The organism is Nonomuraea insulae, from assembly GCF_042656245.1.
This window is the reverse complement of the sequence record NZ_JBHSPA010000018.1, coordinates 87830-109911: the sequence shown is the minus strand read 5'-3', so window position 1 is coordinate 109911 and position 22082 is coordinate 87830. Positions and strand designations below refer to the sequence as shown.

Genomic DNA, 22082 nt, shown 5'->3' with positions numbered 1-22082 from the left:
GACACACGATGAGCCATGCTCGTCATTCTGGGAACTGGACACGCCAGTAAACGTCGGCGGTCAAATCTGTGACGCCTCACAAATTACGGGACGGCGGGGCGCCACATGGGCCAGAAGAGGGCCCCGTCCGGCAGGGCGAAGGGCTCGCGGGCCTGGTAGCCGTGGCGGGTGTACAGGTCGCGGTTGCGGGGGTCGCTGGCCTCCAGGTACGCCGGCAGCCCGCCCAGCCGGGCATGCTGGTGCCGCAGCAGCGCGGTCCCCAGCCCCTGGTTCTGCCTGTCTGGGTGGACGGCGAGGAAGGCCAGGTAGTGGTGTGGCGACTCCGGGTGGTTCTTGTCGAAGAGCTCGTCCAGCATACGGAAGCGTTCGACCCACTCGCCCGTGACCTCGGCCAGGCGCCGGTCGTAGTCGGGCGGTCCGGGCACCGGGGCGGTGTGCGGGATCCACACCGCGACGGCGGGCCCGTCGTCGATCAGGTGGACCTCGCCGTGATCGAGGGCGTGATCCACAAAAATGCGGAAATTTCCCGCCATGATGCGGTGCCGCTCCCGACGGGCCGGCACCAGGTAGGACGCGGCCCGCAGCCCGGCGAACGCGGTCGCGATCAGGTCGGCGACGAGCCCCGCGTCGTCGGCCGTGGCCCGGCGCACGATCGGCCGCAACGCGAACGGCTCCCCCGACGCCGACGGGGGGTGCATGACGGGCCAAGCCTCGAACGTCTCTCCCATGAGCTCACGTCTCCTCTCGTCGGTCACGCCGTCTCCTGGGCGGTGGCCGCCTTGGCGCCCATCCCCACCGCAGCGTAGACGGCGGGCTGCCGGGCGCGCAGCACCAGTGCCCACCCCACCCCGAGGAGGGCGGCGACGCCGTACACGGCGGGCAGCAGCCAGGCCAGCGGATCCCCCTCGGGCACGCCGAGCAGCGCCCAGAAGTTGTCCAGGGCCAGCCACACCATCACGGCCAGCGCGATCGCGGCGGGGACGGGGGCGATCGCGCGCTGGACGAGCGTCTCGCCGCTCGGCTCGCGGGCGAAGAAGGTGATGATCGCGATGGAGGTCACGAAGATCAGCAGGAGCACGCCGAGGCCGCCGAAGGAGCCGCCGTAGAAGAAGAGCTGGACGAGCGGGTCGAGGCCGAGGACCGCGTACAGGACGATGACGATCAGCCCGAGCACGGTCTGCGCGATCGAGCCGGCCTTGGGCGCGCCGCTGCGCGCCCGGGTGCGGCCGAAGATCTCGGGGAGCACGCGTTCGCGGCCGAGCGCGAAGAAGTAGCGGGCGGTGGTGTTGTGGAAGGAGATCATGGCCGCGAAGACGCTGGTCGCGAAGAGCACTCTGGCGATGTCCACGACGGTCGCGCCCAGGTGCGACTCGGCCAGGACGAAGATGGTGTCCGCCTGGTTCTTCTGCGCAGTGGCCACGATGGCGTCGGGGCCGGTGGCGACCGTCATGGCCCAGGACGACAACGCGTACACGACGGCGATGATCGCGACGGACGCGTACGTGGCGATCGGCACCGTGCGGCTCGGGGTCCGGCTCTCCTCGGAGAACACCACGGACGACTCGAACCCGACGAACCCGAGCGTGGCGAGCACCAGCAGCGCCCCCACCCCCGGTACGAACAGCGCGGCCGGCGACAACGTCGCGGCGGAGTAGCCGGAGGCGGCCGGGTTGAGCAGGTCGGCCAGGTCGAACAGCAGGATGACGGCCACCTCGGCGGTCAGCAGCACGGCCAGCAGGCGCCCGCTGATGTCCACCCGCATCACGCCCAGGATCGCGACGAGCGCCCAGGCGACGAGCGAGACGACGTACCAGGCCGGCGTGATGCCGAACCACCGTTCGAGCAGCGGCGTCGTCGCCGCCCCGAGGGCGCCGTAAAGACCCACCTGCAACGCGTTGTACGCGATGAGCGCCATCCACGCCGCCGCGATGCCGGCCGGACGGCCCAGCCCCCGGCTGATGTAGGTGTAGAACGCTCCGGCGTTGGCCATGTGACGTGCCATCGCCACGTACCCGACCCCGAACACGGCCAGCACCACCCCCACCACGAGGAAGGAGATCGGCAACCCGGTGATCCCGGTGACGGCGTAACCGGTGGTGATCACGCCGGCGACGACGGTGAGCGGCGCGGCGGCCGACAGGACGAAATAGACGACCGTGGGCGCGCCGAGCCGGTTGGCGGCGAGTGCGCCGGCGACCGGATCGGTTCCTGCGCCGGTCGGTGCGATACGCGTCATGGTCCTTCCAAGGGGGTTCAGGTGCGATAGGTCAGTACGGCGTCGCCCACGGCCGCGTTCACCTGGCGGCTCAGGTCGCTCAGCGGCTGGGGCATGGTCGCGAGCATCGTGGCGAGGTAACGGTGGGCGGCCCGGCGGCCGTCGGGGTCGTCGAGCACGGTGTCGGTCAGGTCGCAGGCGTCCATGAGCGTGGCCAGCGCCATGTCCTGCGGCGCCAGCGGCCGGCGCTGCGCCAGCGCCAGCCGCAGCCGGGTCAGCGGCCAAATGGCGTGGCTGAAGTCGGTCGAAAAATAGCGGGATTGTTTACGTTTCAAGAGTTTCGGGGTTTCGCGTTCGAGCAGCCCGGCGCTCATCAGCCGTCCGCTCACTTCTTCGACCGAACGTTGTGCGAGATAGGACAGCCAGGTGCGTACGTCGGTATGGTGCGGCGAATTTCCGATGTCGGACAGCACCTTGTCCGCCACGTTCTCCTGGACCCGTCGCGAGTCCACCATGTCCAGCCGCACACCTCGCACGGCGACCCGCCGGCGCAGCACCAGCTCCCCGATCAGCGCGCCGGCCAGGCCCAGCGCGACGCCCTGGACATGCAGCCTGGGCTTGCCAGAGCCGGTCGTGTCCCAGGAGACGAGGAAGAAATCATCGGCCAGCACCTGAATCGGTCCGCTCACTATCGTCTATAAAGGACAACCGGCTTTCCGTGCGATCGCACGAGCCGCCGGAAATATCTATCAAGAACGCCGGGGCACGGCTAGACCTATTTCCATAAGTGCCGCCGCATTATTTATGCGTGCCCGACTCATGATTTGTTGACGGGCTTCCCGCCCGTCGGCCGCCGCCGCCCGGCCAGGGACAAGATCTGCTGACGTGTCCCTTACGAGGTTGGGAGATCCACTTGTTCTGACCTGGGGTATCGGTGCCCGTGATCACGATCAGGAGGCATGTCGATGGCGGACTTTCCCATTGTCGTCGGTATAAATCGCACCCAGGATGGCTCCATCGCCGTCGCGATGGGCGAGTCGGGCATGTACAGCCTGCAGAAGGAACGCGTCAGCCGCCACAAGCACCACTGGGGCCGCCTCGGCGACCTGCGCGACCGTTACCTGTCCGCCATGCCGCTGCTCAAGGAGCGGGTCGACCTGGTCGTCGAGGGTTACTCCTCGGACACGGAGATCGAGCACGCGGGGGCGTACCAGGAGGAGGTGCGCGAGACGCTCGGCGCTTCGACCGTGCTGGTCTCCCACCACCTCAGCCACCTCTACAGCGCCTTCTATCCCTCGCCGTTCGAGGAGGCGGCGGGGCTGGTGATCGACGCGCAGGGCAGCCACGTCAGGGACTTCACCGAGCAGGTCGAACTGCCCGAGGGCACGGACGGCGACCTGCTGGAGGTGGCCTCGTTCTACCGGTGCGCGCGGGGGCGGATCGAGTGCCTGGCCAAGCAGGTCTGGGACGGCGACTGGGACCGTCCGGCCGGGCTCGGCGCCTTCTACGCGCTGCTGACCAGGATGATGTGGCCCGAGGGCAGCGAGGACAAGGTGATGGGGCTGGCGCCGTTCGGCGACCCGGACGCGCTCGGCCTGCCCGACCTCGACGTACGCGGGCACGAGGTGCACGTCCCGGCCGCCTGGCTGGAGGTGTTCGGCCGCCGCGACGCCTTCCTGTACGAGCCGGGCGGCGAGGACTTCCGCCGCGCCGCGAACCTCGCCGCCGCCGGCCAGCGCGCCTTCGAACGGGCCCTGGCCCAGGTGGCCGGATGGCTGCACACCAGGACAGGACTGGACACCCTGGCCTACGCCGGCGGCGCCGCCCTGAACAGCTCGGCCAACGGCCACCTCATCCGCGAGTCCGCGTTCCGCGAGGTGTTCGTCCCGCCCAGCCCGCACAACGGCGGCACGGCCGTCGGCTGCGCCTTGTACGGGCTCATCGCCTGCCTCGGCGTGGACAGCCGGTTCCGGTGGACCGACGACTTCCTCGGCCCCGACCCGGACGAGAGCGAGATCGACGCGGCCGTACGCGGCCTGCCCGACGACCTGTACGCCGAACGCCCCGACGACCTCGTGGACGCGATGGCGGCGCTGCTGGAGAGCGGCCGGGTCGTGGGCCTGCACCAGGGACGCAGCGAGTCGGGACCACGGGCGCTGGGCAACAGGAGCATCCTCGCCGACCCGCGCGGCCCTGACGTGCAGGACTACATCAACTTCGAGGTGAAGGGCCACGAATGGTTCCGGCCGCTGGCGCCGATCGTGCCGGCCGAGCACGCCAAGGAGGTCTTCGAGGTGGACCGGCCCGCCCCGTTCGCGCAGTACGCCGTCCGCCCGTCATACCGTGACCTGCTGCCGGGGGTCACCCACGTGGACGGCACCGCGCTGCCGCAGACGGTCGAGCGTGACAGCACGCCGTTCCTGCACGCCCTGCTGACCAGGTGGCACGAGCGCACGGGGACGCCGGTGCTGATCAACACCTCGCTCCACGGGCCGGGCGAACCCGTGACCGAGACGCCGGAGCACTCCATCGAGACCCTGCGCGGGACGGGCCTGCACGCGCTGGTCATGCCGCCGTACCTGATCCGCAAACACGCGGAGCCGCCGCTGCCGGGCTGAGCGCCGGCCGACACGAAATGCCAGGTCAGGCGGGATCGTGGGATTCCAGGGCGGTGCCCGGTACGGTCGGTGCCATGCGTGCCTACCGCACCGGACCCGTGGCACTGACCATGCTGGTCGCGCTGACCGCCGGATGCGGCGGCAGCGCCGCGCCCGCCGCCCAGAATGCGGCGCTGCCCGCCTCCCCGACCGCCACGGCCGGCGGGAAGCCGCTGGCGGGCAAGACCGTGGTGATCGACCCGGGGCACAACGGCGGCAACGCCTCGCACCCCAAGGAGATCAACCGCCAGGTCGACATCATCAACGGCCGCAAGCCCTGCAACACCACCGGCACCGAGACGAACGCCGGCTTCCCCGAGCACGCCTTCACCTGGGACGTCGCGGGCAGGCTCAAGCCGATCCTCGAGGACATGGGGGCGAAGGTCGTGCTCACCCGGCCCAATGACAAGGGTGTGGGGCCGTGCGTCACCGAGCGGGCCGCCATCGGCAACGAGGCCAGGGCCGACGCCGTCCTGTCGATTCACGGTGACGGGGCCGCGCCGAGCGGGCACGGGTTCCACGTGATCATGCCGGGGCTGCTGAAGGGGCACAACGACGACGTGGTCAAGCCGTCGCGCAGGCTCGGGCACGACATCCGCGACGCCTACCGCTCCGGCACCGGCATCCCGTACGCGAACTACGTCGCCGACGAGGGGCTGCAGACACGCACCGACCTGGGCGGGCTCAACCTGTCGAAGCAGCCGGCGGTGTTCATCGAATGTGGCAACATGCGTAACAAGGGCGACGCCGCCAAGATGTCCGACCCGGCCTTCCGCCAGCGTATGGCCGGCGCTCTGGCCAAGGGGCTCAAGCGGTATCTGGGTTAGCGGCCTCCGAGAGGTGGTCGGGACGCGGCTGATCACTCCCGGGCGTGTGCCTGGGGGGCGGGGAGGGCGTGAGGTCAGCCGTCGCGGCAGAGGGGCTTGCCACCGACCACGCAGGCGATGTCGTCGAGTTGGCAGCTGAGCAGAGTGCCGTCCATGCCGAGCACGAGCACGAGATCGCGTCGATACGAATGGGCCAGCATGACCCTGCCCACGACGCCATTGTCCAAGATCACGGTCGGGCGGCCTACCGCGTTGTCCATACCCGGTGACTCCTCTCAGGTCCGGAACGAGCCCCGCGCCGGACCCGTCCACACAAGGATGCACAGGCTAGGGCTCTGAGCGCATCGGTCCTGCGGCTGTATTTCCGGTCCATCCGGGGAAGGACCCCCGGTTCGGCGGCGTACAGCGACGTGAGGATACCGCCGAGTAATATGACGGCAAGGTGTTCTCGGCGAAGGAGACGGCCCCCGTGACCGAGCTAGAGCGCGTTCCGCCCGGCGTGGACCCGGGCGTCCCCAGTTCGGCCAGGGTCTACGACTACCTGCTCGGTGGCAAGGACAATCTGTCGGTGGACCGCGCCGTGGCCGAGAGACTGCTCGCCGTCGCGCCCGACACCCGCCTGGTGGCCAGGGCCAACCGCACCTTCCAGGTGGAGGCCGTCCGGCATCTGGCGGAGCGGGGCGTGCGGCAGTTCATCGATCTCGGCACCGGCATCCCGACCTCGCCCAGCATCCACGAGACCGTCCGCGCCGTGAACCCCGCCTGCCGGATCGTCTACGTGGACAACGACCCCGTCGTGCGCATGCACGCCCAGGTCCTGCTGGCCGACGCGCCCGGCGTCGCCGGCATCCAGGGCGACCTGCGCCGGCCCATCGAACTTCTGGCCGACCCGCACATCACGGGGCTGATCGACTTCGACCAGCCGGTGTGCGTGCTGATGGTCGGCGTGCTGCACTACGTGATGGACGAGGAGGACCCGGACGGCATCGTGGCGACCTTCAGGAAGCGCCTGGCGCCGGGCTCCCACCTGGTGATCTCGCACGCCATGGCCGAGAGCGACCCGAAGGCCACCGCCCAGCTCCAGTTCGCCACGGCCGGCTCGCCCGCGCAGGCCAGGTTCCGCACGCGGGAGGAGGTGCTGCGGTTGTTCGACGGGTTCGAGCTGATCGGGCCGGGCCTCGTGCCCGTCCAGGACTGGCACCTCGACCCCCACGCGCTCCCCCTGCTGGACGGCCCGCCGCACCTGCGCGTGGACGGCGGGGTGGGCCGGGTGCTCTAGTACGCCTTGAGCTCGATGCCGGTGGCGAACTTGTCGGTCATCTTCATCATCAGGCCGAGCAGGAAGCTGTACTTGAACGTCCAGTTGCGCATGCGCATCCGGCCAGGGGTGCCCGGGGCGAGGAAAGGGCCGGCGTTGCCGTTGCGGGCGATCTTGGCGTAGGGGCGGATCTGGCGCTCATACTCGGCGAAGGCCACGCGGTGATCACCGCCCGCCGCGGCCAGCTCGCCCGCCAGCACGTACGCGCCCACCAGGGCCAGGCCGGTGCCGAAGCCGCCCAGGGTGTTGCCGTACGCCGAGTCGCCGAGCAGCACCACCCGGCCCTGGCTGTAACGGTCGATCCTGACCTGGCTGAGCGAGTCGAGGTAGACCCCCTGTGACTCGCGCACCTCGCGCATGACCGCCTGGGTACGCCAGCCCATGCCGGCGTACGCGCGGACCAGGATGTCCTTGTGCTGCTCGATGTCGAAGCGGTCGTAGTCGAGCTCGTCGGAGGCGAAGACGAAGAACGCCGGCGCCTTCGGCCCGCCGACGGCGACCATCCTGCCGGGCTCGTTGTACATCTTCGGCTCCGCCCCGAAATCTCCGTCCATGTCCACCAGGGCGTAGTAATGGCCGAGGAAGTTGACGAACTCGGATTCGGGGCCGAAGGCGAGGCGGCGCACGTTGGAGTGGATCCCGTCCGCGCCCACGACCAGGTCGAACGTGCGGGGGGCGGAGCGTTCGAAGGTGACGTGGACGCCGGCCGGGGTCTCGGTGAGCGAGGTGATGGAGTCGCCGAAGACGTACTCACAGTGGGGGGCGGTGCGTTCGTACAGGAGTCTGGCCAGGTCGCCACGGGCGATCTCCAGGTCGCCGCCGGTGAACTCGCCGGGCACGACCGCCAGCTTGCGGTCGTTCGCGTCCACGATCTCCTGGTCGGTGCCGCCGGTCTGCAGGCGGCGGACGTCGTCCAGGATGCCCATGCGGGTCAGCACGGTCTTGTGGGTCTCGCCCTTGAAGTCGACCGCCTGTCCGCCCGGGCGCAGGGCCGGGGCCTTCTCGACGACGGTGACGGTGAAGCCGTATCGGATGAGCCAGTGGGCGAGGATGGGGCCCGCGACGCTGGCGCCGGAGATGAGGACGTGGGTGTTTCGCATGTCAGGCAGCTTCGTCAGCGGCGCTGACAGCGGGGCGACTAACGGCTGACAGCGGCGCGCAGGACTGTCAGCGCCTCGTCCCCGGTCATGGCCGCCCCTCTGGCGTACGCGGCCGCGAACGCCTCCGCCCCGAGCACGGCGGTGGCGCCCGCGGCGGTCGCGGCGACGTCCCGATCCCCCGCCACCGCCATCCCCCGCAACGCCACCCCGACCCCGAGCAACAACGCCGCCCTCTCCGCCCCGCCGCTCTGGAAGAGGGCGTGTCCGGCCAGGCCCTCGGCGACGTCGGCGTGGTCGGTGGCCAAGGGGGAGGTCAGGGCGGCGGCCAGGGCCTGGGCGTGCATGCGGGCGGCCCTGTCGTCCGCGTCGCCGCCCGCCTGGGCGAGCCGGCCCAGCGCGGTGTACACGTGCGACCTGGTCCCGCCGGAGGTGAACGCGCCGGTCTCCGCGCCGGACAACGCCGCGTCGAGCCGCCGCGCCGCCTCGGTGAGGTCGCCCTCGAACCGGGAGATCTCACCGAGCTGGAGGCTGACCCACGACATCAGCTCCGGCCGCCCGACCCGTCGTTCCAGCTCGCCCGCCCGCTCATAGTCGGCATGCGCGGCCTCGGCGTCCCTCGTACGCAGGTGCGCGCCCGCCCGCCGGACCAGCACGTCCGCCAGCTCGTCGAGCGCCCCCAGCTCCTCCAGCAGTCCGAGCGCCTCGTTCCACAACCGCATGGCGCGCCTCCAGTCGCCCCGCCAGCTCGCGATCAGGGCGAGCCAGTCGAGCGCCTGCGCCTTGCCCCACCGCTCGCCCACCGCGCCGAAGTCGGCCAGCACTTGCTCCAGCTCCGGTTCCGCAGCGGCGACCCGGCCGTTGAGCGACATCATCAGGGCGACGCCGAGCCGTTCGAGCGCCTGACTCCACGGATCGGGCGCGAGGACCGGCCGTTGTCTCCCGGCCGGTATCCCGTCCCGGGGCGGTCCCGCGATCATGCCCCAGAGGGCCACGCCGAACCGGTAGCGCGTCATCAAGCCGAGTTCCCCGACGACCGCCCGTGCCCGCGCCCAGTGCGGCGACCCGGCCTCCGGCACGGCGTGCAGCACGGTCATCACGTACTCCTCCGCCAGCTCGGCGGGCGGCTCTGGCCCGGTGGAGTCCAGCAGGCGGACGGCGTGCCGGGTCGCCTGGCCGCGCCGCCCGCTCAGCCACCAGTACATGCCCAGCGCCGCCACCAGCCGGAACGCCGTCGGCCTGTCGTGCTCCACGCTCCACCGCAGCGCCGCCTGCAGGTTGGCGTTGTCGGCCGACAGCCGGGCCAGCCATTCGAGCTGCTCGGCCCGGCGCAGGTGGTCGTCCGCCTGCCGGGCGAGCTCCAGGTGCCAGGCGGCATGGGCGGCCCGCAGCCGCTCCTCCTCACCCGCCTCCGCCAGCCTCTCCTGGCAGAACAGCCGGATGGTGTCGAGCATCTGGTAGCGCTCGCCGTCGGCCTCGATCAACGACTTGTCCACGAGATCGGCCAGCGACTCCGCCACGGTGTCGGCCGGGCCGCAGACCCGCTCGACCGCCGCCAGGCTCGCACCCCCGGCGAACACCGAGAACCGCCTGGCCAGTGCCTGCTCCTCGGCGTCGAGCAGGCTCCAGCTCCACTCCACCACCGCGTGCAACGTCTGGTGGCGGGCGGCCGCCGTGCGGTCGCCGCGCGAGAGCAGCCGGAACCGGCCGTGCGAGGCCAGCCGGTCGGCGATCTCCGCCACGCCGAACGTCCGCACCCGTGCCGCCGCCAGCTCGATGGCCAGCGGCAGGCCGTCGAGGGCCGCGCAGATCCGCAGCACCGCCTCCAGGTTGCCGGGACCGAGCGAGAACTCCTGCCGTACGGCCGCCGCCCGGTCGGCGAACAGCCTGATCGCCGGGTAGCCCATCGGGTCTTCCGACGAACCGGGCGGCGGGGTGGGCAGGGGCGCGAGCGGCACCAGGTGCTCGCCGGTGAGGCCCAGCGGCTCCCTGCTGGTGGCCAGGACGGTCAGGCCGGGGCAGCGGGCGAGCAGGTGGCGGGCGAGCGCGGCGGCCTCGTCGATGACGTGCTCGCAGTTGTCCAGGATGAGGCGGATCCGCTGCCCGGCCAGCGCGGCGACGAGGCGCTCCACGAGGTCGACGGACGGCCTGAGCGCGGGCTCACGCAGCCCGAGCGCCCCGAGCACGGCCTGCGCCACCTGCCCGGCCCCGCCGTCCACCAGCGACAGGTCCACGAACCCCACCTCGCCGGCGGTGGTGGCCTCGATGGCCAGGCGGGTCTTGCCGGTGCCGCCCGGCCCGACGATCGTCACCAGGCGGGCCCCGCTCAGGCCGGCCAGGCGGGCCAGCTCCTCCTCCCGTCCCACGAAGCTCGTGAGCTGGGCCGGCGGCGCCGCCCACGGGGCCGGGTCACGTTCGTTCCTGAGGATCTCCAGGTGCAGCGCCGCCAGCTCGGTAGACGGATCGGCCCCCAGTTCCTCGGCCAGCAGCCGCCGCCCCTCCTCGTACACGGTCAGGGCCTCGGCCGGACGCCCCGCCGCGTGCAGCGCCCGCATCAGCAGCCCGCGCGGCCGTTCGCGCAGGGGGTGGGCGGAGAGCAGGTCGCGCAGCCCGGCCATCGGGCTGGCCCCGGGCAGGGAGAGCTCGGCCTCGAACAGGTCCTCGGCGGCGGAGAGGCGGAGCTCCTCAAGCCGCACCGCCTGCGGCCCGGCGAAGGGCGCGTCGGACACGTCCGCGAAGGCAGGGCCCCGCCACAGATCCAGCCCCTCACGGAGCAGGGCGGCGGCGGCGCTGTGACGGCCCGCCGCCAGCAGCGCGTGCCCCTCGCGGGACAGCCGCTCGAAGCGGTGCGCGTCCACGTCGTCCCGGTCGGCCGCGAGCCGGTAACCGGCCCCGTGGAACTCGATCAGGTCGCCGGGCAGGCCCCGCCGCAGCCGGGAGATCCCCGCCTGTACGGCGTTGGCCGCGCCCGCCGGGGGCCGGTCGCCGTACTGGCCGTCGATGAGGCGTTCGACGCTGACCAGCCGCCCCGCGTCGAGCAGCAACATCGCCAGCAGCGCGCGCGGCCGGGGACCGCCCACGGCGACCGGGTCGCCGGCGGCCGACCGCACCACGAGCGGGCCCAGGACACCGAACTGCACGCCGTCGATTGTCCCCTACCTGACCAGGTGGAACGGAATTATCGGTATGTCTACCGATGCATATACGTATTTTCCCGCAGAGGGTGAGCGCTTAGCGTCTGGCGGCAACAAGGCGAAACGGTCCGCTCGCTTTCCCGACACCCTCCATCACCCCCCAGTTTCCCTGCACGACCGCGAGCCCAGGCGATCCCAGGCTACGCGTCGGCCGCCGCGTGCTCACAAGTGCCCGGCGGCCCAGGGGAACCGCCGAAAGGAGCAACAGCGTGAAACGCAAAGCCGTACTCGCCGCGGTCGTGGGCATGGCCACGGCCGCGACGATGGCGTTACCGTTACCTGCCCATGCCGCCCCTCCGGGGGCGAGCAGGCCCCAGGAGACGAAGGTGGCGGCCGACCCGGAGTCGCTCGCGGCGGCGGTGGCCGACAAGGCCGTCTCCAGCCAGCTCGACGAGCTCACCAGGGGCCCCGACGAGGCCTACAGCCGGGTCTCGGTGACGCCGGGCGCGAGCGAGATGTACTACGTGGCGTACGAGCGCACGTACAAGGGTCTTCCGATGGTCGGCGGCGACGCCGTCGTGGTCACCGACGCGGCCGGGCGGGTCAGGGACACGGTCGCGGCGACCGGGCCGAGCCCCCGGGGCATCGCCACCAAGGCCGCGGTCACCGCCGAGCGGGCCACCGAGGTGGCGAGGACCAGGCTGGCGCGGGTGGACGACACCGGGACGCCCCGGCTGGTCGTGCTGGCCTGGGGCGAGAAGCCCAAGCTGGCCTGGGAGGCCGTGGTCAGCGGCATCTCCGCGGGCAAGCCGAGCATCCAGCACGTGTTCGTGGACGCGCGCACCGGCAAGATCGCCGATTCGTACGACCTCGTACGCGCGGGCACCGGCAACGGCTACTACTACGGCCAGGTGACGATCGGCACGAGCGGCTCGGGCAGCTCGTACTCGATGACCGACACCAGCAGGCCCGGCATCCAGTGCGGCGGCCAGGGCGGCACGGCCTACACCGGCACGGACGACGCGTGGGGCACCGGCTCCGGCACCAACCTGGAGACCGCCTGCGTGGACGCGCTCTACGGCGTGCAGCGCGAATGGGACATGTTGCGCGACTGGCTGGGCCGTAACGGCATCAACGGCAGCGGGCGCGGCTTCCCCACCAGGGTCGGGCTGAACGACGTCAACGCGTACTGGAACGGCAGCTACACGAACTTCGGCCACAACCAGGCCAACACCCAGCAGGCGACCCCGATCGACGTCGTGGCGCACGAGTTCGGCCACGCGATCTTCCAGACCACCCCTGGCGGCGCCGGCTCGGGCAACGAGAACGGCGGCATCAACGAGGGCACCGGCGACATCTTCGGCGCGCTGACGGAGGCGTTCGCCAACCACGCAAGCGACCCGCCGGACTACCTGGTGGGCGAGGAGGTCAACCTGGTGGGCCAGGGGCCGATCAGGAACATGTACAACCCGAGCGCGCTCGGCGACCCGAACTGCTACTCCTCCTCCATCCCGAGCACCGAGGTGCACTCGGCGGCCGGCCCCCTGAACCACTGGTTCTACCTGCTGGCCGAGGGCAACAACCCCGGCGGCGGCAAGCCGGCCAGCCCGATCTGCTCCGGCGGACCCGCCTCGGTCACCGGCGTCGGCATCCAGACCGCCGGCAAGATCTACCTGGGCGCCCTCAGCCGCAAGACCTCGACCTGGCGCTACACGAACATCCGCGCCGCCTCCGTCGCGGCCGCCATCGAGTTGTTCGGCGCCAACAGCGCGGCGTGCAACACCACCAAGGCCGCGTGGAGCGCGGTGAGCGTGGCGGCGGCCTCCGGCGAACCCGCGTGCGGTCAGGCGGGCAACGACTTCTCGATCACGCTCAACCCGTCGTCGGGCAGCGCGTCACCGGGGCAGCAGCTGACGGCCACGGTCGCCACGCAGACCACCTCCGGCACGGCGCAGACCGTGAACCTGTCCGCGTCGGGGCTGCCGAGCGGCACCACGGCGAGCTTCAGCCCGTCCTCGGTGACCTCGGGCAACTCCTCGACGCTGACGTTGTCGGTCGGCTCGTCCACGGCGCAGGGCACCTACCCGTTCACCGTGACCGGAGCGGGGACGGCCACGCACACCGCCACCTACACCCTCACCGTCGGCCAGGGACCCGGCGGCAGTGACCCGCCGGACATCAGCCTGACCAACGTCAAGGCGCACCTGACGCAGTTGCAGTCGATCGCCACCGCGAACGGCGGCACCCGCAGGTCCAACGGCAACGGCTACCTGCAGTCGGTCTCCTACATCGAGGAGAAGCTGCGCGCGGCCGGATATACCGTGACCAGGCAGAGCTGCTCGACCACCACCTGCAGCACCGGCTCGGGCCCGAACCTGATCGCCGACTGGCCCGGCGGCGACGCCAACCAGGTCATCATGTCCGGCGCCCACCTCGACAGCGTCTCGGCCGGGCCCGGCATCAACGACAACGGCTCCGGCTCGTCGAACCTGCTCGAAGTCGCGCTGACCCTGGCGCAGAAGAACCCGACGCTGACCAAGCACGTCAGGTTCGGCTGGTGGACCGACGAGGAGCAGGGCCTGAACGGGTCGGAGTTCTACGTGGCCTCGCTCAGCGCCGCGGAGCGCTCGCGGATCCAGGTCTACTACAACTACGACATGACCGGCTCCACCAACGGCGGCTACTTCATCAACAACATCACCACCACCGGGGCCGCCTACCTCAAGGAGTTCTACGACCGGCTCAGCCTCCAGCCCGAGGAGAACGTCGAGGGCGCCAACCGCTCCGACGACGCCTCCTTCCGCAACGCCGGCATCGCCAGCTCGGGCGTCGCGGCGGGCGCCAGCGCCACCAAGACCTCGGCGCAGGCGACCAAGTGGGGCGGCACGGCGGGGCGCGCGTACGACTCCTGCTACCACGCCTCCTGCGACACCACCACCAACATCAACGACACCGTCCTGGACCGGGCGGCGGACGCGGCGATGTACGCGATCTGGAAGCAGGCGGCCGGCACCACGCCGCCCACGCGTGACTTCTCGATCTCGGCCAACCCGGGCTCCGGCACCGTGCAGGCGGGCTCGGCCGCCACGTCCACGATCGGCACCTCCACCACGGCCGGCACCGCCCAGACCGTGAACCTGTCCGCCGGCGGCCTCCCGACGGGCGCCTCGGCCACCTTCAGCCCGGCCTCGGTGACCTCCGGCGGGTCGTCCACACTGACGATCTCGACCTCGGCCACCACACCGGCCGGCGGGTACACCGTCACGGTGACCGGCACCGGTGAGACGGCCACGCGGACGACGACGTACGCGCTGACCGTCCAGGGCACCTCGGGCGGCAGGACCTTCACCAACGGCACCAACTATCCGATCGCCGACTTCTCCAACACCCAGAGCTCGATCACCTCCACCGCGACGGGCACCGCGACCACCCCGGTCAGGCTGTCCATCACGATCAGCCACACGTGCGCCGAGGACCTCGACATCTGGGTGCGCGGCCCCAACGGCACCTGGTACGCGGTCGATCTCTACGGCGGCACCACGTGCACCTCGTACGGCACCAGGACGTTCTCCGTCCCGGTGAGCCAGCAGGCGGCCGGCACCTGGGTGCTCGACATCGAGGACGTCTACGCCGGTGACACCGGCTTCCTCGACTCGTGGAGCATCACGGTCTGACCCCGTCAGCGCCCCTGCGGGGCTCCCCCTGGGAGGTGGGGAGTTCCGCGCAGGTCCCTCCGGGAGGAAGCCCCCCGCGAAGGGGGTCTAGCCGCCTGGAGAGTCGGGGGTGACGGGCCCCGGCCGGTCGTCCGGCCGGGGCTCTCTCACGTCCGCCCTCGTCCGCACCCCCAGCTTCTGCAACACCCGGGCCACGTGCGTGTCCACCGTCCGCTGGGACAGGAACAGCACCTCGGCGATCTCCCTGTTCGTCCGCCCGAGCGCCACCAGCCGCGCCACCTCGCTCTCCCGAGGTGTCAGCACGCCGGCCTTCCTGCCGCGGCGCGGCGCGGCGGGCCGCCCCCGGTCGGGGCCGAGCACGCGCAGGAGCCGCCGGCTGCGGGCCGCGTCGTGGGTGGCGCCGAGGGCCGCGTACCGTTCGCCGGCGTCGGCGATCAGGTCGGCGGCCCGCTCCCGGTCCCCGAGCGCGAGCCACGCGCCCGCCTCGGACTCGCCCGCCCGCGACGCCGCGTAGGGCCGCGGCATGGCCAGGTACGCCTCCCGCGCCTCCGCGTAACACCTCGCCGCCTCGTCGAACGCCCCCTGGTCCCAGGCCAGCGCGCCCCTCGCGAGGTGGAGCCCGGCGTGCGCGGACGGCGCGTCCCTGCCCGCGATGCCCGCCGCGAACTCGGCCACCAGGTCCACCGCCTCCTCCGGCCGCCGCGCCTTGAGCAGCGCGGTGACGGCGGCGGGCACGAGCTGGTCGCCCCACACCCACACCCCCTTGCGCCGCAGCCGGGTCACCGCCAGGTAGGCCGCGCCCAGCGCCGGCTCCAGCGCGCCCCTGGTCAGGTGCAGCTCGACGAGCCCGCTCGACCCCGCCACGGCGACCGGCAGGAACCCCGAGTCCAGATCCCGTACGCCGGCCGCCTCCAGGTGCTCGCCCGCCGAGTCCCACTCGCCCCTGGCCAGGGCCAGCACGCCGAGCGTGAGCCGGGCCTCCACCGCCAGCAGCGGCGCCTCGTACGCCATCTCCACGGCCGCCAGCGCCCGCTCGCGCAGCCCGTCCCAGCGGCCGGTCAGCAGGTCGAGCCGGATCGAGGACATCTCGACCAGGAACACCGGGTAGAGGGCGCCGGTCTCCTCGGCGATCCGCCTGCTCTGGTCCGCGAAGCGTTCCGCGGCGGCGTAGTGGCCGAGGGCGAGGGTGGCGTCGTACAGGTTGGAGTAGCCGCGGGCGACCTGGCGGCGTACGGCGGTGGAGGGGTCGTGGACCGGGAGCGTCTCGGCCAGCTCGAACGCGTCCGGCGAGCCGACGAGCATGGTCATGCTGACCTTGTTGGCCAGCACGGCGGCGGTCAGCTCCGGGTCATGGTCCTCGACCAGCAGTTTCTCGGCCTGGGCCATCCACTCCTCGTGCATGGCCAGCGGCTCGCCGCCCCAGGCGGGCATGGCCAGCAGCGCCAGGCCGCGGGCGGCCAGTGAGGGGCTGTCGGCCAGGTCGGGGAGCGCGGCGAGGATCTCCTGGCGGCCCGCGGTGATCGCGCCGGCCTGGTTGGACAGCAGCACGCCCAGGTTGAGCCGGGCCTCGCCGCGGGTCTGCCTGGACAGGAAGTCGTCGGAGAGGAGATGGCGCAGGATGCGGACGACGCGGCGGTGTGACAGGCCGATCGCGGCGACCCGGCTGAGCCGCAGCGCCAGCGGGCCCCTGGCCTTCCGGGGCAGTTTCGGGTCGGCGAGCAGCCCTTCGAGCAGCTCGACGGCGAGCGGGATGTCGCCGATGGCGGCGGCGTGCTCGGCCGCGGCGCCGCCGTGGCGCTGCCAGGCCGCGACGTCGCCGGCGCGGCGGGCGTGGTGGGCGAGCTGGACGAGCGGCGGCGGGTCCTGCGCGGCCAGCGCGGCCATGGCCCTGCGGTGGGTGGAGCGGCGGTCGGGGCCGGGGATGGCGTCGTAGACGGCCTGCTGGGCGAGGGCGTGGCGGAAACCGTACTGGCCGTCCTGCTGTTCCAGCAGGACACCGGCCTGCAGCGCCTCGCACAGCCCCGACCCATCGGCCGGGTTGTGGCCGGAGACGGCGTTGATCAGCGGCTCCTCGGCGGGCAGGCCCAGGACGGCGGCGGCGTGCACGGCGCGCAGCGCGGCCGTCGACAGCCCGGTGAGCCGCTCGGCCATGGCCTCGCGCAGCAGCACCGGCACGGCCATGCGGTCGAGGGACTCGGCGTCGAGCGAGGGCAGGCGGCCCTCGGCGTCGAGCGACGGCAGCGGGCCGTCGACGTCGAGCAACGAGCGCACCACCTCCTCGATCACGAACGGCACCCCCGCCGTGCGCTCGTGCAGCTTCGCGGCGAAGGCCTGGGTGGGCGCGGAGCGGCCGAGCAGCGCGCCGGCCAGGCTGCGCACGCCTTCCACGTCGAGCGGCGTCAGCGAGATCACCTCGCTGCGCACCCCTGGCGACCTCCGGTAGGCGTGCCCGAACGGCAGCCCGGGCACCGGCAACTCCTCCCTGCGGAACGTCACCACCAGCGCCAGCCTCTCGGGCGGCTGGTCGGTGAGGAAACGCAGCAGGTCACGGGTGCCGTCGTCGGCCCAGTGCAGGTCCTCGACCACGAGCACGACACCTCTCGCCGCGCCCAGCAGCGCGTGGACGGCACGGAACAGGTGGTGCCGCAAGGCGCGCGGATCGTCCATCGGGGATGGTGAGGGGGCCGGCGGCAGGTGGTCGCCCAGTTCGGGCAGGTAGCCGCGCAGCGTCCCGGTGACCGGGCTGAGCTGTTCGCGGTCGGGCAGGGCGGGGGCGATCTGGCGCAGGGCGTCGAACACGGGCCCGTAAGGGAACGGCTCGCGAATCCGGTGGCAGTGGCCGAGCAGCACCGTTCGTCCGGTGAGCAGGCCGACCGCCGCCCTGACGAGGCTGGTCTTGCCGATACCTGCCTCGCCCTGCACCTGGGTGACGGCGGGCGGGCTGGTGAGGGCGGCAACGAGTAATCGCAAGTGGGCGTCGCGCCCGACCAGCGCAGGAGAAGCCAGGCTTGTCATCGGGGTCTCCGTAACAGTGCAGGTTTACTCCATTCACCTCGCGAGTTTGCTGGCTTCTCAGTGATTCGTCTACGGGCCGGGGCAGGTCGAGCACGTGGCCACGGCGGCGCCGATGGCGGGAGGGGTCGTTCCATGATCGACTTCTGGGATAATGATCTTGTGCGGGCCCCGACCGCAGCCGGGGCCCGCACGCCCGACGGTAGGCTGACCGCATATGGACAGCACGCCTGGGCTGCGCGAACGCAAGAAGGCCGAGACGCGTCAGGCCGTGCACGAGGCGGCGCTGCGGCTCGTGGTCTCGCACGGGCTCGACTCCGTCACGGTCGAGGCGATCGCCGACGCGGCCAACATCTCGCGGCGGACTTTCTCCAACTATTTCTCCGGCAAGGAGGACGCGCTCCTCTACGGCGAGGAGCAGCGCATCAGGGCCCTGGTGGGCCAGGTGCGCGCGCAGCCCGCCGGGATGTCGGCGTGGCAGGCGCTGCGGGGCTCTATCGAGGAGTTGCGGCGACAGGTGGGGGAGCCGGAGCGCGAGTGGGCGTTGCGCACCCGGCTGGCCCGTCAGCACCCTTCGTTACTGGCCCGCCAGCTCGCCAACCACGCCGCCCTGGAGCGCGACCTCGCCGAGGCCGTCGCGGAGCGGCCCAGCACGGTGCCGGCGCCGGTGCTGGCGGCGGCCTTCCTGGTCGCGCTGCGGCTGGCCGCGTTGGTGTGGACGGAGGAGCAGCAGACGCGCACGCTGCGCGAGGTCATGAACGAGACCCTCGACCAGATCGCCCTGCCGTTCACCTGAGGCCCGCCCTCAGGCGAACGGCAGGGCAGTTCGGGGTCAGGAGCAGGTGGCGCCCGCCGGTTGGCTGCTGGGGCCGTTGGCGGTGAAGCCGATGACCACCGACGCGCCCGCGGCCAGGCTCTTCGCATAGTCCGGGCCCTTGGCGGTCCACGTGGTGCCCGACTGCGTGACCACCGCGTTCCAGCCGTTGTTCAGCGTGACCCCCGAAGGGAACGTCCACGTGGCGCCCCAGGCGGGGATGGCCGAGCCGCCGGTGTTCTTGACGGTCAGCTCACCCTGGAAGCCGCCCTGCCAGGAGTTCGTCTGTTTGTACGTCGCCGCGCACTGCCCGGGAGGATTGGCCGTCGTCGTCACGGTCGGCGGCGTCTGGCTGCCCACGGGCGGGATCAGGTACGGCTGGAGGATGTCCTGCTTGGGCTGGTTGATCGTGGTCCAGTCGTCGTTGGCGATGCCGCCGGTGTCGCCCGAGTTCGGGTTCCACGACCAGTACGTGAACGACATCCCGTTCACCCCGGTGCCCATGTACTTCATGAGCTCCTGCAACCAGATCTTGTCCACGTTCGAGGCCAGCGTGGTGCCGAACTCGCCGAGCATGATGGGCGCGATGTTCTGCTTGTAGAGGTATCCCCAGTACTTGTCCCAGATCGCCGGCATGTTCGCCGGGTAGTCGGGGGCGTCGAACCAGCTCTGGTGGTAGACCGAGGTGGCGTACTCGTGGGGTGAGTAGACCAGCCGGTTGGCCACGTTCAGCCGTACCGGGAACTGCCCGGCCTTGGTCAGGTTGCCGCCCCACCAGCCGCAGTCCTCGTCGTTGCTGGGATCGCCGTCCCAGACGTTGGACAGGCCGCCGCTCGGGCAGCTCACGCCCTCCACGAAGATCAGCCAGTTCGGGTTGACGGACAGGACCGCGTTCCCGCCCCGCTCCGCGGCCAGGCGCCAGTCGCGGGCCTGGTCGCCGCAGCCCCAGCAGGCGCCGGTGGCGTTCGGGTTGGTGCCCTCGGCGTGCGGCTCGTTGTGCAGGTCGGCGCCGATGACCGTGGTGTTGCCCGCGTAGTGCTGGGCCAGCGCCTTCCAGTCGTTGATCCAGGTGCTCTCCGGGGTGGCGGAGACGTACCAGAGGGGGGACTGCCCGCCTGCGGTGGGGCGGTGGCGGTCGAGGATGATCCGCATGCCCTTGACGCCGGCGTAGGCGACGACCTTGTCCAGGATCTGCATCGGCGTCAGGCCGATCAGGTCGGGGTTGATGTAGTCGTTGATGCCGGTGGCGGTGGCGCCGGACTTGAGCGCGTCGTTGGAGAACGGCACCCGCAGCGTGTTGTAGCCCAGCAGGGCCATCTTGTCGATCTGGCTCTTCCAGGGGTTGCTCGACCACAGGCCGTGGAAGGTGCGGTTGTCGGTCTCCATCCCGAACCAGTTGATCCCGGTCAGCCGCACGGTCGCGCCGGTGCTGTCGACGATCTTGTTGCCGTTCGTGTGCAGGTAACCGGTGCCCGTGCCGGCCGCGGCCGTCGCCGGGGTGGCGGTGGTGACCGCGACGGCGACGGGCGCCCCGGCCACCAGCGTGGCCAGGGCGGCTGTCAGCGCCTTGGACAAGTGCATGGGGTGCCCTTTCGAAGAGGGGGACGCGCGTCATGCTCAGCCGCGCGCTCCGGGCACGTCAATGCACCATGGCCGTCCATGTGCTCTGACCTGGTGGAACGTGTGAAACTTTCAGCTTGGCAGGTTCCACTTCTGCGGGTCGAGTCCGTTGCAGTCGTAGATCTGCAGCTTGGTGCCGTTGGCGGTGGCGCCCTGGGGAGCGTCCAGGCAGCGGCCCGACTGCGGGTTCAGCAGGGCGCCGTTGGCCTGGGGCGTCCACTTCTGGCCGCCGTTGGTGTTGCACTGCCAGAGCTGCACCTTGGTGAAGTTGGCGGTGCCGTTCGCGTCGATGTCCAGGCACTTGCCGAAGGCGCGCAGGGTGCCGTCGGGGTGCCTCGACCAGCGCTGGCCGGTGGCGACGCCGCAGTCCCAGAGCTGGGCGGCGTTGCCGTTGGCGTTGGTGTTGGTGTCCACGTCCAGGCACTTGCCGCCGGGGCCGGTGATCTGGACGGCGTTGCCGGGCAGCGTGCCGAGGCCGTATCTGACGGCACACTGGTTGCCCGTCAGGTGCGTGGCGGTCAGGTAGAGGAATTCCGTGCCGTTCGCCGAGGGCACGATGGGCGAGCTGTAGCCGGGGCAGGACGGCTCGCCGGTGTTGTAGCCGCCGGTCGGCGAGGTGAGGACGGGAGCCTCGATCTCGGTCCACGCGCCCACGCCGAGGTTGGTGTTGGCGAACAACACCTGGCCGGACTCGCCCAGCACGGTCTTGTTGCCGGTCGGTCCCGCCACGACGCGCTGGCCGGACAGCAGCAGCGTGCCGTTCGCGCCGCCGCCGGGCAACCAGGCGACGTACGGGGTGTGCAGCAGCTCCCGCTCGTCCGACGTGCGCACGAGCGTGCCGGCGCCGGTGCCCCAGCTCAGGCCGTTCGAGCTGGTCTTGATGTAGACCTCGCAGGCGTGGTCGGCGTCGGTGGCGTCCCTGCACATCTCGTACGCCATCAGGAACGTCCCGTTCGGCAGCCCCGTCACGATCGACATGCCCGGCCTGGCCAGGTTGTCGTTCGGGAAGGCCACGTCCTGGGTGAGCGTGGAGCTCCAGCTCTGGCCGCCGTTGGCAGAGGTGTAGTGGCCGATGACCTGGTTGTTGGTCGCGGTGCCCGCCGGCCGCTCGTCCGAGATGAAGCAGGCCAGGGTGTTGTCCGGCGCCAGGAGGAACCACGGCTCCCAGATGCCGTGCCCGATCGTGTCGGGCAGGCCGCTGGTCTGGGTGCAGTTGGACAGGTAGGTCCAGGACGTGCCGTGGTCGGTGCTCTTGAACACTTCGACCTTCTGGGTCGTGTAGTCGCCGTCCACCCAGGCCGTGCCGGCCGCCAGGAGGTCGCCCTGGTTGAGGCCGTTGGCGGTGCGCGGCACCTCGTACAGGACCGGGGCCCCGAGACCCCAGCCGGACGTGTGGGACGAGACCGTGGAGATCGGGCTGCCCGACCACGTGCGCCCGCCGTCGGTGCTGCGGTAGATCGGGAACGAGGAGGGGGCGTTGTGGTTGCGGCGGGCGAACGTGGCCAGCATGGTCTCGTTCGCCGAGCCGTCGTAGTCCAGCCTGACCGCCCTCGGGTAACTGGCGTCACCCTGGGGGAAGGTGGTCAGGTTCGGCGAGTAGAGCACCTGGCCGGCGGGGGCCGCCTGGGCGGGGCCCGCGAGGGCTCCCAAGCAGGTGCCGATCAGGGCTAACGCGGTCAGAACCCGCGCGGGGGGAGTGAATCGCACTGCGGAT

Annotated in this window: 14 protein-coding genes; 5 read left to right on the top strand and 9 right to left on the bottom strand. The window is 71.5% G+C overall.

Annotated features, from left to right (window positions below; genetic code table 11):
* Nucleotides 1–83 precede the first annotated feature (83 nt).
* The 3 genes from ACFPZ3_RS15015 to ACFPZ3_RS15005 are packed head-to-tail and all read right to left on the bottom strand — an operon-like array spanning nucleotide 84 to nucleotide 2904.
* Complete coding sequence (locus tag ACFPZ3_RS15015) at nucleotides 84–755, bottom strand: GNAT family N-acetyltransferase (RefSeq protein ID WP_379514694.1); 672 nt, start codon at nucleotides 753–755, stop codon at nucleotides 84–86.
* Nucleotides 752–2236 (bottom strand): APC family permease, encoded by a 1485-nt coding sequence (locus tag ACFPZ3_RS15010; protein ID WP_379514693.1) that lies wholly within the window; start codon nucleotides 2234–2236, stop codon nucleotides 752–754. The genes ACFPZ3_RS15015 and ACFPZ3_RS15010 overlap by 4 nt, the downstream gene beginning before the upstream one ends.
* A 17-nt stretch (nucleotides 2237–2253) precedes the next feature.
* Nucleotides 2254–2904, bottom strand: coding sequence for a GOLPH3/VPS74 family protein (locus ACFPZ3_RS15005; RefSeq protein ID WP_379514692.1), 651 nt, complete (start codon nucleotides 2902–2904; stop codon nucleotides 2254–2256).
* A 339-nt stretch (nucleotides 2905–3243) separates the two neighbouring features.
* Between ACFPZ3_RS15005 and ACFPZ3_RS15000 the strand changes: the two genes are divergently transcribed.
* Together ACFPZ3_RS15000 and ACFPZ3_RS14995 are read left to right on the top strand one after the other, a co-directional pair.
* A complete protein-coding gene (locus ACFPZ3_RS15000; protein ID WP_379514691.1) occupies nucleotides 3244–4833 on the top strand; it encodes a carbamoyltransferase C-terminal domain-containing protein in 1590 nt (529 codons plus the stop codon).
* Nucleotides 4834–4907: 74 nt separating this feature from the next.
* Nucleotides 4908–5699: an N-acetylmuramoyl-L-alanine amidase gene (locus ACFPZ3_RS14995; RefSeq protein ID WP_379514690.1), complete on the top strand. Its 792-nt coding sequence runs from the start codon at nucleotides 4908–4910 to the stop codon at nucleotides 5697–5699.
* 74 nt (nucleotides 5700–5773) lie between these two features.
* Here the strand turns inward: ACFPZ3_RS14995 and ACFPZ3_RS14990 are convergent, their stop codons facing one another.
* A complete protein-coding gene (locus tag ACFPZ3_RS14990) occupies nucleotides 5774–5959 on the bottom strand; it encodes a hypothetical protein (protein ID WP_379514689.1) in 186 nt (61 codons plus the stop codon).
* A gap of 209 nt (nucleotides 5960–6168) precedes the next feature.
* On the opposite strand from ACFPZ3_RS14990, the gene ACFPZ3_RS14985 reads away from it, so the two are divergent.
* Nucleotides 6169–6978 (top strand): SAM-dependent methyltransferase, encoded by an 810-nt coding sequence (locus tag ACFPZ3_RS14985; RefSeq protein WP_379514688.1) that lies wholly within the window; start codon nucleotides 6169–6171, stop codon nucleotides 6976–6978.
* On the opposite strand, the gene ACFPZ3_RS14980 is transcribed toward ACFPZ3_RS14985, so the two are convergent.
* Both ACFPZ3_RS14980 and ACFPZ3_RS14975 read right to left on the bottom strand, forming a co-directional pair.
* Entirely contained in the window at nucleotides 6975–8117 is a 1143-nt protein-coding gene (locus ACFPZ3_RS14980) for an FAD-dependent monooxygenase (RefSeq protein WP_379514687.1), read from the bottom strand. The two genes, ACFPZ3_RS14985 and ACFPZ3_RS14980, sit on opposite strands and share 4 nt — an antisense overlap.
* A 38-nt stretch (nucleotides 8118–8155) precedes the next feature.
* Nucleotides 8156–11254 (bottom strand): AfsR/SARP family transcriptional regulator, encoded by a 3099-nt coding sequence (locus ACFPZ3_RS14975; RefSeq protein ID WP_379514686.1) that lies wholly within the window; start codon nucleotides 11252–11254, stop codon nucleotides 8156–8158.
* Between the two features lie 263 nt (nucleotides 11255–11517).
* On the opposite strand from ACFPZ3_RS14975, the gene ACFPZ3_RS14970 reads away from it, so the two are divergent.
* Nucleotides 11518–14922 (top strand): M28 family peptidase, encoded by a 3405-nt coding sequence (locus ACFPZ3_RS14970; RefSeq protein ID WP_379514685.1) that lies wholly within the window; start codon nucleotides 11518–11520, stop codon nucleotides 14920–14922.
* A gap of 87 nt (nucleotides 14923–15009) precedes the next feature.
* Here the strand turns inward: ACFPZ3_RS14970 and ACFPZ3_RS14965 are convergent, their stop codons facing one another.
* The gene (locus tag ACFPZ3_RS14965; protein ID WP_379514684.1) at nucleotides 15010–17937 is read right to left on the bottom strand and encodes an ATP-binding protein; all 2928 of its coding nucleotides are present in this window, start codon (nucleotides 17935–17937) and stop codon (nucleotides 15010–15012) included.
* 214 nt (nucleotides 17938–18151) lie between these two features.
* Here ACFPZ3_RS14965 and ACFPZ3_RS14960 point away from each other — a divergent pair, with 214 nt between their 5' ends.
* The gene (locus tag ACFPZ3_RS14960; protein ID WP_379514683.1) at nucleotides 18152–18730 is read left to right on the top strand and encodes a TetR/AcrR family transcriptional regulator; all 579 of its coding nucleotides are present in this window, start codon (nucleotides 18152–18154) and stop codon (nucleotides 18728–18730) included.
* A gap of 36 nt (nucleotides 18731–18766) precedes the next feature.
* Here the strand turns inward: ACFPZ3_RS14960 and ACFPZ3_RS14955 are convergent, their stop codons facing one another.
* The gene (locus ACFPZ3_RS14955) at nucleotides 18767–20329 is read right to left on the bottom strand and encodes a cellulase family glycosylhydrolase (RefSeq protein ID WP_379514682.1); all 1563 of its coding nucleotides are present in this window, start codon (nucleotides 20327–20329) and stop codon (nucleotides 18767–18769) included.
* Between the two features lie 111 nt (nucleotides 20330–20440).
* The gene (locus ACFPZ3_RS14950; RefSeq protein WP_379514681.1) at nucleotides 20441–22075 is read right to left on the bottom strand and encodes a ricin-type beta-trefoil lectin domain protein; all 1635 of its coding nucleotides are present in this window, start codon (nucleotides 22073–22075) and stop codon (nucleotides 20441–20443) included.
* Nucleotides 22076–22082: the final 7 nt, after the last annotated feature.